Genomic DNA, 13,521 nt, shown 5'->3' with positions numbered 1-13,521 from the left:
TGGACCAGCGGGACGTTCCCACGAGCGTGAGGCCCCTAGCGCGGGATGTCCACATAATCGAGCTGCTGCATCTTCGCGATCAGTTCACCCCGGAACCGCAGTGGCACTTCCGCTGTCCCGAACACCCAGGCGAGGATGTCCACGTCATCTTCTTCGAGCAGCGACTCGAACCAGCGCAGTTCTACCTCGCCCCACTCCTCTTGGTAGCGATCAAAAAAGCCACCGATTGTGAAGTCGGCTTCGCGGGTGCCGCGATGCCATGCACGGAATTTGCAGCGCTGCTTGCGGCCATCGAGGGTCAATGCTTCGGGCATAGCGCCCGGTTAGGGGACTCGCACGAGCCGCGCAAGCGGCTATAGCGGGGTCATGCGGCCCGAAGTGCTCAATCCCCTGTTTGTCGAGACCGGCGCGCTGGAAGGCGTGGGGCCGAAGCTGCAGAAGCCGCTTGCCAAGCTGGGCCTGACGCGGGTGCGCGACCTGGCCTATCACTTGCCCGAACGCTTTGTGTCGCGGCGTGCTGTCAGCAATCTGGATGAGGCCAGCGAAGGCGAGCAGATCATTATCGCCCTGACGCCCACAGAGCATCGCGCGAGCCGCAGCAACCGCGGGCCCTACCGCGTGCTGGCGCAGGACGCGGTGGGCAATATCTGCGCGCTGACCTTCTTTGGGCGCGCGTCCTACACGGCCAAGAAACAGCTGCCGGTGGGCGAGCAGCGCTGGGTGTCCGGCAAGCTCGAACGATACGGCGACATGCTCCAGATCGTTCATCCAGACCATGTTGAGACCAAGGCCGATGCGGGCCTGCAGCGCCTCAACGAGCCGGTCTATGCGCTGTCTGCAGGTCTCACTCAGCCGCGGATCGCGTCGCTGTGCCAGCAAGCGCTCGCCAAGCTGCCGGAGCTGCCTGAATGGATCGAGCCGGGGCAGTTTGAAAAGGAAGGCTGGCCGAGCTGGCGCGATGCGCTGATGCTTGCGCATAAGGGTGCCAACGAACGCGCCCGTGACCGGCTCGCCTATGACGAGCTGTTCGCCAATGCGCTCGCGCTGATGTCGGTTCGCGCCGACAATCGCAAGCGTCGCGGGCAGGCTCTGCAAGGCGACGGGCGTCTGCGCGACAGGTTGCAATTGCCTTATTCGCTGACGGGTGCTCAAGCGCGCTCCATTCGCGAGATCGAAGGCGATCTGGCGCAGGACGCGCCCATGCTGCGGCTGCTGCAAGGCGATGTGGGAGCAGGCAAAACCGTGGTCGCGCTCTACGCGATGCTGATTGCAAATGAGGCGGGCAAGCAGGCGGCCTTGCTTGCGCCGACGGAAATCCTCGCGCGCCAGCACTATGAGAGCCTGCGCGCAATGGCGCAGCCAGTCGGTGTCGAGGTCGCGCTGCTGACAGGGCGCGACAAAGGCAGGGCGCGTGAGAGCATCCTGATGGGGCTGCTCGACGGTTCGATCGACATTGTCGTGGGTACCCATGCGATCTTTCAGGACAGCGTCGCTTACAAGGATCTGGCGCTGATCGTCATCGACGAGCAGCACCGCTTCGGGGTCCAGCAGCGCCTCGCACTGGCGAGCAAGGGACGCGCGCAACCGCACACGCTGGCGATGACAGCAACACCGATCCCGCGCACGCTCACACTCGCGCAATATGGCGAAATGGATGTAAGTAAACTCGACGAGATGCCGCCCGGTCGTCAGCCGATCGACACGCGTGTCGTTGCGCAGGACCGTATGGAAGATGTCGTCGCAGGCGTCGCTCGCCACATCGGCGCCGGTCAACAGGCGTATTGGGTCTGCCCCATGGTCACGGAGAGCGAGACCGACGATATTGCCGCAGCCGAGGCCCGCTATGCGGCGCTGAAAAAGCGGTTCGGCGAGGATGTCGTGCTGGTGCACGGGCAATTGAAACCCGAACTGAAAGACGCCGCGATGGAGCGCTTTGCGTCCGGGCAGGCCAAGTTGCTCGTTGCCACCACGGTCATCGAAGTCGGGGTGGACGTACCTGCGGCAACGCTGATGGTGATCGAGCAGGCCGAGCGCTTCGGCCTTGCGCAATTGCACCAACTGCGCGGCCGGGTAGGGCGGGGGAGCGAAAAGAGCGTCTGCCTGCTCCTGCGCGGCGGCGCGCTGTCAGAGACCGGGCGCAAACGCCTCGCGCTGATGCGTGACACGCAGGACGGCTTCCGCATTGCAGAGGAAGACCTTGCGCTGCGCGGGGGCGGCGAATTGTTAGGGACCCGCCAATCAGGCGAGGAAGCGTTCCGCATTGCCAGTCTTGATCAGATCACGCGGCTCTTGCCGACCGCTCACGCCGATGCGCGGCTGCTTATGGACCGCGATGGCGGTCTGGCATCCGAACGTGGAGAGGCTGCGCGTATCCTGCTTTACCTGATGGAGCGTGACTGGGGCGTGCAGCTCCTGCGGGGAGGCTAGCGAGCAAGCTCAGCGACCAGCGCCTCTGCAGCCATGGTCACATCTTCCCAGGTGTCGCGGAAGTTTTCTTCGCCGCCGTAATAGGGGTCCGCAACCGCAGCGCCTTCGCGCCCTGCGACGACATCAAGCAGCAAGCTGACCTTGGCGGTGCCATTGTCCGGCTCGATCCGCCGGATATTGCGCAGATTGTCGTGATCCATTGCGAATATGTAAGTGAAGCGAGTGAAGTCAGAGACTTCGATCTGGCGCCCGCGCAAGTCGGAAATGTCCACTCCATGAAGTTCCGCAGTTGCAATGGCGCGCCCGTCCGGCGGCTCGCCCACATGATAGGCTGCTGTGCCGCAGCTGTCTGTCTCGACTTCGAGGCCGGCCCTGGCGGCGGCTAAGCGAAATGCCCCTTCTGCCATGGGAGAGCGGCAGATATTGCCAAGGCAAACAAACAGGACCGAGTGGCTCGTCATACAGGGATTGTCTCCAGCATCTCCTCCACCAAACGGCGGAGATTGATCACGGCTCCCAGTCTTGCGCCAAGCAAGGCCGTGCCGCTGACCTTCCTTTGCACGAATAATGTTTCAGCTGGAGGAATATGCCAACTGCCTTTGTCGCGCGCGATTGCCATGCCTTCTTCGCGCAGCACCGGCACGAATTCGCGGTTGCCGAAGTCGAACGGGGCATCGCGGCTCATTTCTTGGGCTATGATCGCGATCATCCGGTCGAGCGTTGCGCCTTGCCGTTCGATCACTGCTTCGTTGATGAAGCCGGCATTGAGTGCTTCCTGCCGAATTCGCTCCGGATCAGCGACAAGTCCTGCTTCCAGCAATTTGCGATAAGCGAGCGTTACTTCAGGCGCGACATCGCGCGATGCACCAAAGTCGAGCAGCACGATCTTTCCGTCAGCCTTGCGATAGCGGAAGTTGGCAAAGTTCGGATCGGTTTGCATCACGCCGAATTCGAACAGCTCGCGCATGACCAGACGAACCATTTTTTCGAACGTCTCATTGCGGAGCTCTTGCGATGCATGGACGAGATCCTCAATCGGGCCGCCTTCTTCGAAACTCATTGCAAGGATACGTGGCCTGGTGAGCGCTTCGTGCAGGCGCGGCACAATGAAAGTCGGATTGCCCGCCAGCCTGTCTGCATACATCCGCATTTGCTCGCCTTCGCGGATGTAGTCAGCTTCTTCCTTGAGCTGCTCCTTGGCCGCTTTCAGGAGTGGCTCAATATCCAGTTCCCCGGGCAGCAGGCCAGACAGTTTGAGCAGGCTCGCGACATTGTCGACATCGCTGTCGATACTGTTGGCTACGCCCGGATACTGAACCTTGATCGCCAGCAGTTCGCCTTCGCGGGTCAGCGCCTTGTGGACCTGGCCGATCGAAGCTGCGGCAATCGGGCGCGGGTTGAACCACTTGAAATTCTTGCGCCAGTCCTTGCCCCACTCCGCAATCAGCACCTTGTCGAGCTGACGGGTCGGCATGAAATTGGCCTTGTCACGCAAGGCGGCAAGAATTTGCGCAAGCTCGGGCGGCAGGAATTCGCCTGCATCCATGCTGATCATCTGACCCATCTTCATCGCCGCGCCGCGAAGATGTGACAGACGGTCAGTCAGGCGCTGGGCGTTGCCCGGGGTCAGGATCAACTCATCCAGGGTCGGTCGCTCACCCGCTGCGAGACGCTTTGCGCCCTGGCCGATGACCGAACCTGCGACGCCAGCGGCAAGCCCGCTAAAGCCGGCTAGCCGCGACAGTCGGCCGCTTGGCACGGCGCGCTGGCGGCCCCATTTGGTGTCGTCGGTCATTCTTCAGGCTTGCATCCATGATCGGGAGTGAGTGAAACGGCCCGGCCGTGTGACGGTTCCGCCAAGGCCGGAACGCTTGGCCCAGCTGTGCTTTAATGGCACCATGAACGCGAATTCAGACCAATCGAGCCTTACCGCGGCCCCGCTTGCCTTGGGCTATGCCGGCCTGCTTCCGCAGCTCATCGCTCTCGGCCTTGTCGTCATGGGAGGCGAATGGGGCTATGTCGCGATGGCCGGAGGTTTTGCCTATGGCGCGCTGATCTTCAGCTTTCTGGGCGGCGTGTGGTGGGGACAAGCGATCGCAGACGGTCAGGGGGGAGCGAAATTCTTTGTGGCAGCGGTCTTGCCGAGCCTCATTGCCCTTGCATTGTTCCTGCCCTGGACTTTCGGGTGGGAATGGCCGGGTCCGGCCTTGATCTATCTTGGCCTGTTTATCGGACTGTCCCCGCTGGTCGACAATTGGCTGGGGCTTGCAGACCGGGCATTTATGCGGCTTCGCATTCACCTGTCGCTTGGGCTGGGTTTGCTCACGATCCTGCTTGGGGTGGTTACGCTGCGAAGCCTTTAGGCTGAGTTCCTTATGATCGGCTCGATCACCCGCGCGCGAAAGCGGCTCTTGATGGTTCGCTTGGCCTGCCAGTTGGCATCGCCTCGACTTGCCTCTGATCCTCTCGCGAGGATCGCGTTCTCGATGTCTGAGAACGCATTGCCCAGGACCGCCGTTTCCCATTTCCGCCAAGCGTCCAGCACGTCGCTGCGGCGCGGTGAATGTTCCGCTTCGACCGTTCCTGTCTTGGCCTGAAGATAGGCATCAGTGAGGCTGGCTGCATTGTCGCGCAGCTGCGAGCACTCCTCCCAGCCGGCCGCCGGAGGGAACAGAGCTGCTGTGTCAAACCTTCGGGCCAGAGTGGCAAGATCGGTATGCATCGTCAGCGGCCAGTCCACAGGCTCGGCAGCTTTGCCATGAGGCCGGTTATGAAACGCCTCGTCCATCTCATCGAGCAGATACTCAGTGAACAAACGATGTTCGAGGCTGTCTTGCGCGTTAAGGCCGGCGGAATAGGCTTGCCACAATTGCAGGGCTGGCGAAATTGATGTCGCAGTCTGATCTGCGGGCAAAGTCGGCTGAGCGCTTGCTGAGGAATGCGATGCAGCGCCAATTGCCTTACCCAGCCGCTCCCAGTCTCGCGCGACGATAAAGCCGAACAGAGCTGGGATCTCGCGTCTTGAGATGGGTTTGCGTCCCTCAGGGGTAATGCGTTTCTGACCGATCCTGGCAAGGATCGGATCATCGAGGATCGATGGATCAAGCTGGTATGGTTCAAGTGCTTGCGCGAGTTGCTCGAGCACTGCGGCGCTCTCCCGATCCTCGTGTCGCACGGGTATGCAGTCGTGCAGAAGGTTCCATTGCCCAAGCAAACGCATGAGGAAGAAACCCAGATCACGCTGAAAGGCTGACGATTCCTGCGGATAGTGTTGCTCCAGAAATCCGCAGGTCTTGCCAATCGAGCGGATGAGCTGCCGGAACTGTTCCGGGTTCTCACGCTCGGTCGACATGGAGGCTCCGCGCCTGCGCCAGACGTGCGGGTAAGCATCGAACATGGAAATTCGCTGCGCCGCTTGCAGGACTTCGACTGCGTAGAGGTGATCGACATATCTCAGCTGCGCTTGATCGACGCGCAATTCGTTTTCCCTGATAAAATCCCGTCGGAACAGCCACGACCAAGTCGCCACGCTATAGCGAAGCTCTGGTGCATCATCGATTGTAAGGCCCGATCGGCGCTTGGCGAGCAGTTGCCTGTCGCGCTCAAAGCGTTCCCATGCACCGTAGCGCGGGCGGTAGCTGAGCGACGGCAAATGGGTCACATCGGCCCGGGTCTTGGCGGCAAAGTCTAGGGCAGAGAGCATGCTGTCGCGGAGCAAAAGATCGTCCGCATCCAGGAACATCGCAAACTCGCCGGACGCAGCTTCCATGCCGACATTGCGGCTCCCGGGATGCCCCAGATTGCGTTCATTATGGATCAGCTGGATCTTTTCACGACCCTGCAGTCCATCGAATAGGGCAGTGTCAAAGCCCCGCAGTCCATCATTGACGATAATTACCTCGTGCAGCGCATCTTCCAGAGCAAGGCATGATGCGACGGTCTGGCGAATGAAGATCGTCTCATCGTAATAGGGTATGACTACACTGAGTTTCATGACTATGAGACTTGCCCTTCAATCCGCGACCGCAAAGATACACAATGACCAACTGAATGCGTTGGGTATTGCACAGAAAGGGCAGGTTGAAGGCGGCTCGGGCCCAGTGCCTCATAGTGGCACGAAGCGGACATTGAGAGAATGTCTGAGAATTCTGGTCGGGGAGAGAGGATTCGAACCTCCGGCCCCTGCCTCCCGAAGACAGTGCTCTACCAGGCTGAGCTACTCCCCGACCGTGCAAGCCGCACAACAAAGCTGTGGGCTAAGGCAAGGGCGGCGCTATAGGGGCGCGCAGTCAGGGTGGCAAGCGGGCAAATTCACCGCTAGCAAGATCACCATGACCGGCCATTACGAACAGCAATATCTCGACCTGATGCGGCGCATCTGGGAGGAGGGCAGCGAGCGGATCGACCGTACCGGGATCGGGACGCGTTCGATTGCGGGCGCGATGCTGCGGTTCGATCTGGCAAATGGCGCCATGCCGCTACTCACCACGAAGCGGGTCTATTGGAAGACCGCGACGCGCGAGATGCTGTGGTTCCTGACCGGTGAAACCAATATCCGCCCGCTCGTCCAGCAAGGGGTCAAGATATGGAACGAGTGGCCGCACGCGCGCTACGTCAAGGAAACCGGCGAGGACATCGCGCTTGAAGGCTTCGTGCAGCGAATTGCCGATGACGAGGCGTTCGCGGCGCGCTGGGGCGATCTTGGCCCGGTCTATGGCAAGCAATGGGTGAACTGGCCGACCTATCGCTATCGCAAGGACGGGCTTTACGAGAAGGGCGAAGGCATCAACCAGGTCGCTGAGGTCGTCGAGAGCCTGAGGACCAGTCCCGGCAGCCGCCGTCATATCATCGAAGGCTGGAACGTGGCGGAGCTTGACCGTATGGCGCTGCCGCCGTGCCACAAGACCTATCAGTTCCATGTCGCGGGCGAGGGTGGCGAAGCGAAACTCAATTGCCTGCTATACCAACGCAGCTGCGATGTCGCGTTGGGCCTGCCTTTCAACCTTTGGTCAGCAGCGCTGCTCCAGCGCATGATCGCACAGCAGGTCGACATGGAACCGGGCGAGCTGATCTGGATGGGCGGGGACGTCCATCTTTACCTTAATCACGAGCATCTCATCACCGAGCAGCTCAGCCGCGAGCCACAGGGCCATCCGCGCCTTGAAATATTGCGCAAGCCGGAAAGCATTTTTGCGTACGAAATCGGGGATTTCGCGGTGCATGACTATGCACCCCTTGCGCCGATCAAGGCGCCGGTCGCGGTATAGTTCGTCCGCTTGACCGAATCCCGCGTTTGAAATAAAATATCGCTATCGCGAAATTTATGATTGGCCATTTGAGCGTGCTCGAGTGGCGAGCGCGGGAGAGCAATATGGCCGGAAAGGCCCCCCAAAAGGCAGGCCCAAAAGCGAGCGCAGCGGGCAGCAACAAGCCTTCGCTGACGCTACATGTGCCTGAGCCGAAATTCCGGCCCGGTGACAAGGCGGATTTCAGCCATATCGATATCGGCACAGCGGGCAAGATGCCGCGCCCGGACGAAGCAAGCGCGCCTGCCGATATGGTTGACCTTGCCTATGGCTTGGTCCGCGTCTTGGGCGAGGACAACAACGCGCACGGCCCCTGGGACCCGAAGCTCGATCCCGAAACGCTGCGAACAATGCTCGGCCACATGGCGCTGGTGCGCGCGTTCGACGAACGCATGTTTCGCGGCCAGCGGCAGGGCAAGACCAGCTTTTACATGAAGTGCACCGGTGAAGAGGCCACAAGCGTCGCCGCCTCGATGGCGCTGGCCAGTGACGACATGGTGTTTCCGAGCTATCGCCAGCAGGGTATCCTGATCGCGCGCGGCTATCCGATCGTCGACATGATCAACCAGATCTATTCGAACAAGGCGGACAAGCTGAAAGGTCGGCAATTGCCGATTATGTATTCGGCGCGCGACCACAGCTTCTTCACGATCAGCGGAAACCTCGCCACGCAGCTGCCGCAAGCGGTCGGCTGGGCGATGGCGAGCGCGATCAAGGGTGACACGCGGATTGCTGCGACCTGGGTGGGTGAGGGCTCGACCGCGGAAGGGGACTTCCATTCGGCCTGCACCTTTGCGGCGGTCTATAATGCACCGGTTATCCTCAATGTTATCAACAACCAGTGGGCGATCAGCAGCTTCTCCGGTTTTGCCGGCGCAGAGCGGACCACCTTTGCCGCGCGGGCGCTGGGCTACGGCCTTGCAGGTCTGCGTGTCGACGGGAACGACGCGCTGGCGGTCTATGCCGCGCAGCAATGGGCGGCAAACCGCGCGAGGGCCAATGCAGGACCGACGCTGATTGAATACTTCACCTATCGTGCAGAGGGGCATTCCACCTCGGACGATCCATCGGGTTATCGCAGCGCGCAAGAGCGCGAGGAATGGCCATTGGGCGACCCGATCATGCGCTTGAAGAACCACTTGATCTGTATCGGCGAATGGGACGAGGACCGCCAATCCGCGATGGACCAGGACTGCGCTGAGCGGGTCAAGGCGGCAACCAAGGAAGCGGAGAAGAATGGCATCCTCGGGCACGGGCTGCACCATCCGTTTCGCACTATGTTCGAAGATGTGTTCGAGGAACTGCCCTGGCATCTCAGGGAGCAGGCGGAGCAGGCGACGCGCGAGCGGCAGATTAAGTGGCCGGACAGCCATCCCAAGGACGCTGCCGGTTCGGGGCAAGGCAAATGAGCGCTGAGACAAAGACCAAAGCTGCCGCCGAACACGGTGCAGAACGCCGCCGCAACATGATCGAGGCGATCAACGATGCGCTCGACATCATGTTGACCCGCGATCCCGACGTCATCGTGATGGGCGAGGACGTCGGCTATTTCGGCGGGGTGTTCCGCTGCACGGCTGGCTTGCAGGAAAAGCATGGCAAGACCCGCGTGTTCGATACACCGATTTCCGAATGCGGCATAATTGGCGTCGCGGTGGGGATGGGGGCCTATGGCCTGCGCCCCGTGCCGGAGATCCAGTTTGCGGATTACATCTATCCTGGGCTCGACCAGCTGGTGAGCGAGGCGGCGCGGCTGCGCTATCGTTAGGCGGCAGAATTTATTGCGCCGATGACTGTCCGCTCACCCTTTGGCGGAGGCATTTTCGGCGGACAGACGCACAGCCAGAGCCCGGAAGCCTTGTTCACGCATGTTTCGGGCCTCAAGACGGTTATCCCGTCCACGCCTTATGATGCCAAGGGTCTCTTGATCTCTGCGATTGAAGACAATGATCCGGTGATCTTCTTCGAGCCCAAGCGGATCTATAACGGGCCGTTCACCGGCTATTATGACAAGCCAGTCGAGCCATGGAAGAAGCACAAGGACAGCGTCGTGCCGGAAGGGTACTACAAGATCCCGCTAGGCAAAGCGCGCACTGTAACCGAAGGCGAGCAGTTTACTGTCCTCGCCTACGGAACCATGGTCCATGTGGCCGAGGCCGTCTGCCGCGAGAAAGGTGTCGATGCGGAAATCCTCGACCTGCGCACGCTGGTTCCACTTGATATCGAAGCGATCGAAGCCTCGGTAAAGAAGACCGGCAAGTGCCTGATCGTGCACGAGGCGACGCGTACTTCCGGCTTTGGCGCTGAGCTTTCCGCGCTCGTCACGGAACGCTGCTTCTATCACCTCGAAGCCCCGGTCGAACGTGTGACCGGCTTCGACACTCCCTATCCACACAGCCTCGAATGGGCCTATTTCCCAGGTCCTGTCCGTATCGGCGAGGCGATCGACAAGCTCCTCAAGGACTGACGCCATGGCGACATTCACATTCAATATGCCCGATGTGGGCGAAGGCGTGGCGGAAGCCGAAATCGTCGAATGGCACGTCAAGGTGGGCGACACTGTCAGTGAAGACCAGCACCTGGTCGACGTGATGACCGACAAGGCAACTATCGACATCGAAAGCCCGGTTGATGGCGTCGTCAAGGAAGTTGCCGGTGAAGTTGGCGATACGATCGCGGTCGGTGCCATGCTGCTGGTGATCGAGGTTGAAGGCGAAGTCCCAGACGAAGTCGGAGAAGAAAATGCAGGTACGGTTGAAGCACCTGCCGAACCTGAGCCAGCGCCGGAGCCAGATCAGGAACCAGAACCAACGCCAGAACCAAAGCCAGAGCCATCTCCTGAACCAAAGTCAGTTACTGTTGAGCCTCCGGCAAAGGTTCTCGCCAGTCCCGCTGTGCGCAAGCGTGCGCGTGACCTCGGGATTGATTTAGCGCAGTTGAAGCCAGCCGAGGATGGCCGCATTCGTCATGGCGATCTCGACCAGTTCCTGGCCTATAATTCCGGTGGCGGGTTTTCCGCTGCGGGCACATCGCGTGCAGACGAGGTGATCAAGGTCATCGGCCTGCGCAAACGCATCGCTCAGAACATGGCGGCGTCGAAGCGCAACATCCCCCATTTCTCCTATGTCGAGGAATGCGACGTTACAGAGCTTGAGCGGATGCGCGCGCAGCTCAACTCGGCCCGTGGAGACAAGCCCAAGCTCACCATGCTGCCTATGCTGATAAGTGCGATTTGCAAGCTGATCCCCGATTTCCCGATGATCAATGCGCGTTATGATGACGAGGCCAATGTCGTTACCCGGCACGGCTCGGTCCATCTCGGCATGGCGACGCAGACAGATAACGGCCTGATGGTGCCGGTCATTCGCGATGCGCAAAGCCGCAATCTGTGGCAGCTTGCGCGCGAAATCGGCCGTCTGGCAGAGGCCGCGCGCGTTGGTTCAGCCAAGTCGGAAGAGCTTTCTGGCTCGACCCTGACGATCACGTCGCTCGGCCCGCTCGGCGGGGTGGCGACAACCCCCGTCATCAACCGTCCTGAAGTGGCGATTATCGGTCCCAACCGGATCATCGAACGCCCGATGTTCGTGCGCGGTGAAGACGGGCAGGAGCGAATCGAGAAGCGCAAGCTCATGAACATCTCGATCAGCTGCGACCACCGGGTAGTGGACGGCTATGATGCTGCGAGCTTCATCCAGGAGATGAAAAAGCTCATCGAAACCCCGGTCTTGCTGCTGGGCGATTGAGCGGACGAATAAAGTTTGAAATTTCGCGCCAATCGCCGTTGACAGCCTATCCCACCGGCCCTATTTGCGCGGCTCCCAAGTGGCTGCGCGGGTGTAGCTCAGTTGGTTAGAGTGTCGGCCTGTCACGCCGAAGGTCGCGGGTTCAAGTCCCGTCACTCGCGCCACTTGGGGCATTTCCCACCCGGTTGAAGCTATTTCGCGTCGCTTTCTTGCGGCGCGCTCCATTTGCCGGTTTCCATCCAGATCAGGAAACGCTTTAGCGGCAGCAGCCAGATAATGCCGAGGACGAGGTAGATCAGGGTCTGTAACAGGGTGGGCCATGTGCCGATGATGCCCGGCGCGTAGCGCGCGATCACGATGCTATAGGCGATCAGCGCAGCGAACAGGCCGAGAATGCCAACGGGAATTCGCCAGGTCGGGGTCTCACGCATTGAAGGGTCCATACATTCGGGTTGGCGTGACAATCGCATGTAGCGCCATGTCATGCGGCTCTGAGGGAAGCGTGTCGCATAGCTGCACATCCCATGCGAGCCCAATCCGCAGAGCCTCAGGATGTTCCGCGAAATAGCGGTCATAATGTCCGCCGCCCTGACCAAGCCGCGCGCCGGAGGCGGTAAATCCCACCAGCGGCACGAACAGCACAGTTGGTTCAATCTCGGCTGCGTCCTGCGCGGGTTGCATTATCCCGAATGCGCCTTGCTTCAGATCGCTTTTCTCAAACGGGTCCATGAACACGGCGAAGCGCATCGGCGCTTTCTCATCCGCAAAACGCGGCAGGGCAAGCGTATGTCCAGCTTCCTGAAAGAACCGGGCATAGCCCATGGTCGGCGCTTCTGAAGCGTTCGCATCATAAATCCCGATCACAGCATCAGGCGCGATAATATCCAGCAGCGGGGCGGGGGGGCGATTGAACAGCAGTGCGCGGATGGCACTGGGCTGTGCTGCGGCGTGCTCGCTGCGCAATTTTCGCAGTTGTTTGCGGAGAGTGGCTTTTGATTGCACTCATTTTCCTCCCGTCATTGCGACGCGACGCAGTCGCCGCGGCAATCCAGAGAATCGTGCGCCTCACTGGATTGCTTCGCTCCGCTCGCAATGACGAAGCACTCGAGCCGGCATGTCCGCGCTCAAGTAGCGAAGCGGTAGCGCAAATAAAAGTGACGGAACCACCATGGGTCGTTTGCCCTAGAAATCCTCTGACGCCTCAACGTCAGGTGGGCGCCGTGTGCCCCAGTCCCCAGGACGAACCCGTGGACCAAGGTAGGGACAGCTCCCTAGGATTGCTTATAGCCTCAGGGATATTCAAACAGCTCGTACCGGGCAGTCCCGCCGCTGCCTATTTAGGATGCAAGCAATGGGTCCTCAAGCTTTTCGGCAAGCTTTTCGAGCCGCGCTGCCACTTTCTCCAGTGCAAGAGCCGCCTTCTGTTCTGCATCCGGCCCGGCCTGCACCGGTTCCTGGCCCTGCGCCTCAACCAGTTCGTCAGCGAGGAACAACGCGGCGAAGAGCAAATTTTGCGCATCGTAATTGGAGCGTGAGCCATTGAGGCTGGCGATCTTGCTGTCAATCATCGCGCCGAGTCGGGTGATATGTGCTTCTTGCCCGGCGGCACAGGCGACAGTGTAATGCTTGCCGCCAATCGAGAGCGTGACGTCGCTCATTTTTCCAGCCCTGAAATGAGATCGTCCAGCGCGGCGAGCGTATCGCGTACATCCGACTGCATCTTTTCGTGTTGCGAGATCAGTTCCAGCTCATTCTGGTTGGAGCGGGGTGAGCCAGTTTGCGAAGGGCGTGAGGCAAGTGCCGCTTCCAAGCGGTCCATTGCAGCGCTTACCCGTTGCACCGCATTATCCAGGCGGGCCTCTTCCATGCCCCAATCATTATCAGCACAGCACAGGTCGTGCAAAGCCGTGGCGACGCGTTGTTGATAAGTGGTGCTCGGCTGACTTCACTGACTGATTTTCCAGCGGTCTTGTCCATTGTTCGGGCAAGACGGGGAATGCACTGCCAGAGCGCTTGACCTTGCTTGCTGGCTCCGCGAAGGCTTCGCC

General features: G+C 60.4%; 13 protein-coding genes, 2 tRNA genes, 1 other RNA gene and 1 pseudogene. 7 read left to right on the top strand and 10 right to left on the bottom strand.

The window, feature by feature from the left end:
- Positions 1 to 35: 35 nt before the first annotated feature.
- The gene (locus ACG9DO_RS12460) at positions 36 to 314 is read right to left on the bottom strand and encodes a succinate dehydrogenase assembly factor 2 (protein WP_394728392.1); all 279 of its coding nucleotides are present in this window, start codon (positions 312 to 314) and stop codon (positions 36 to 38) included.
- Positions 315 to 366: 52 nt separating this feature from the next.
- Here ACG9DO_RS12460 and recG point away from each other — a divergent pair, with 52 nt between their 5' ends.
- The gene (gene recG, locus ACG9DO_RS12455) at positions 367 to 2,427 is read left to right on the top strand and encodes an ATP-dependent DNA helicase RecG (RefSeq protein ID WP_394728390.1); all 2,061 of its coding nucleotides are present in this window, start codon (positions 367 to 369) and stop codon (positions 2,425 to 2,427) included.
- On the opposite strand, the gene ACG9DO_RS12450 is transcribed toward recG, so the two are convergent.
- Positions 2,424 to 2,888, bottom strand: a complete 465-nt coding sequence (locus ACG9DO_RS12450) for a low molecular weight protein-tyrosine-phosphatase (RefSeq protein WP_394728388.1) — start codon at positions 2,886 to 2,888, stop codon at positions 2,424 to 2,426. The two genes, recG and ACG9DO_RS12450, sit on opposite strands and share 4 nt — an antisense overlap.
- Complete coding sequence (locus ACG9DO_RS12445; protein ID WP_394728386.1) at positions 2,885 to 4,222, bottom strand: ABC1 kinase family protein; 1,338 nt, start codon at positions 4,220 to 4,222, stop codon at positions 2,885 to 2,887. Before ACG9DO_RS12445 ends, ACG9DO_RS12450 begins: the two co-directional genes overlap by 4 nt.
- A gap of 103 nt (positions 4,223 to 4,325) precedes the next feature.
- On the opposite strand from ACG9DO_RS12445, the gene ACG9DO_RS12440 reads away from it, so the two are divergent.
- Positions 4,326 to 4,790: a DUF3429 domain-containing protein gene (locus ACG9DO_RS12440; protein ID WP_394728384.1), complete on the top strand. Its 465-nt coding sequence runs from the start codon at positions 4,326 to 4,328 to the stop codon at positions 4,788 to 4,790.
- Here the strand turns inward: ACG9DO_RS12440 and ACG9DO_RS12435 are convergent.
- Positions 4,787 to 6,421 (bottom strand): glycosyltransferase family 2 protein, encoded by a 1,635-nt coding sequence (locus ACG9DO_RS12435; RefSeq protein WP_394728382.1) that lies wholly within the window; start codon positions 6,419 to 6,421, stop codon positions 4,787 to 4,789. The genes ACG9DO_RS12440 and ACG9DO_RS12435 overlap by 4 nt on opposite strands.
- 155 nt (positions 6,422 to 6,576) lie before the next feature.
- Positions 6,577 to 6,653: transfer RNA gene (locus ACG9DO_RS12430), tRNA-Pro, on the bottom strand.
- A gap of 105 nt (positions 6,654 to 6,758) precedes the next feature.
- Between ACG9DO_RS12430 and thyA the strand changes: the two genes are divergently transcribed.
- The 5 genes and pseudogenes from thyA to ACG9DO_RS12405 all read left to right on the top strand — a co-directional run bounded on the left by thyA (position 6,759) and on the right by ACG9DO_RS12405 (position 11,637).
- Positions 6,759 to 7,694 carry a thymidylate synthase gene (gene thyA, locus ACG9DO_RS12425; protein ID WP_394728380.1) on the top strand — a complete coding sequence of 312 codons (936 nt, stop codon included), beginning with the start codon at positions 6,759 to 6,761 and terminating at the stop codon, positions 7,692 to 7,694.
- 104 nt (positions 7,695 to 7,798) lie between these two features.
- On the top strand, positions 7,799 to 9,142 hold the full coding sequence (locus ACG9DO_RS12420) for a 3-methyl-2-oxobutanoate dehydrogenase (2-methylpropanoyl-transferring) subunit alpha (protein ID WP_394728378.1): 1,344 nt from the start codon (positions 7,799 to 7,801) through the stop codon (positions 9,140 to 9,142).
- Positions 9,139 to 10,197 (top strand): annotated as a pseudogene (locus ACG9DO_RS12415) (alpha-ketoacid dehydrogenase subunit beta). Before ACG9DO_RS12420 ends, ACG9DO_RS12415 begins: the two are co-directional and overlap by 4 nt.
- 4 nt (positions 10,198 to 10,201) lie before the next feature.
- The gene (locus tag ACG9DO_RS12410) at positions 10,202 to 11,473 is read left to right on the top strand and encodes a dihydrolipoamide acetyltransferase family protein (RefSeq protein ID WP_394728376.1); all 1,272 of its coding nucleotides are present in this window, start codon (positions 10,202 to 10,204) and stop codon (positions 11,471 to 11,473) included.
- Between the two features lie 87 nt (positions 11,474 to 11,560).
- A tRNA-Asp gene (locus ACG9DO_RS12405) sits at positions 11,561 to 11,637 on the top strand.
- 27 nt (positions 11,638 to 11,664) lie between these two features.
- Here the strand turns inward: ACG9DO_RS12405 and ACG9DO_RS12400 are convergent.
- From ACG9DO_RS12400 to ACG9DO_RS12380, 5 genes are all read right to left on the bottom strand, one after another.
- Positions 11,665 to 11,904 carry a DUF2842 domain-containing protein gene (locus ACG9DO_RS12400; protein WP_394728374.1) on the bottom strand — a complete coding sequence of 80 codons (240 nt, stop codon included), beginning with the start codon at positions 11,902 to 11,904 and terminating at the stop codon, positions 11,665 to 11,667.
- A complete protein-coding gene (locus ACG9DO_RS12395) occupies positions 11,897 to 12,475 on the bottom strand; it encodes a 5-formyltetrahydrofolate cyclo-ligase (protein ID WP_394728372.1) in 579 nt (192 codons plus the stop codon). Before ACG9DO_RS12395 ends, ACG9DO_RS12400 begins: the two co-directional genes overlap by 8 nt.
- Positions 12,476 to 12,629: 154 nt before the next feature.
- A non-coding RNA gene (ssrS, locus tag ACG9DO_RS12390) (6S RNA) lies at positions 12,630 to 12,800 on the bottom strand.
- 10 nt (positions 12,801 to 12,810) lie between these two features.
- Entirely contained in the window at positions 12,811 to 13,131 is a 321-nt protein-coding gene (locus ACG9DO_RS12385) for a cell division protein ZapA (RefSeq protein WP_394728370.1), read from the bottom strand.
- A complete protein-coding gene (locus ACG9DO_RS12380; protein ID WP_394728368.1) occupies positions 13,128 to 13,340 on the bottom strand; it encodes a hypothetical protein in 213 nt (70 codons plus the stop codon). Before ACG9DO_RS12380 ends, ACG9DO_RS12385 begins: the two co-directional genes overlap by 4 nt.
- Between the last annotated feature and the right edge of the window lie 181 nt (positions 13,341 to 13,521).

It is taken from the genome of Altererythrobacter sp. GH1-8 (genome assembly GCF_043702085.1).
Taxonomy (GTDB): Bacteria; Pseudomonadota; Alphaproteobacteria; order Sphingomonadales; family Sphingomonadaceae; genus Erythrobacter.
Note: the sequence above shows the minus strand (reverse complement) of the source record. Positions and strands in the feature narration are given on the sequence as shown.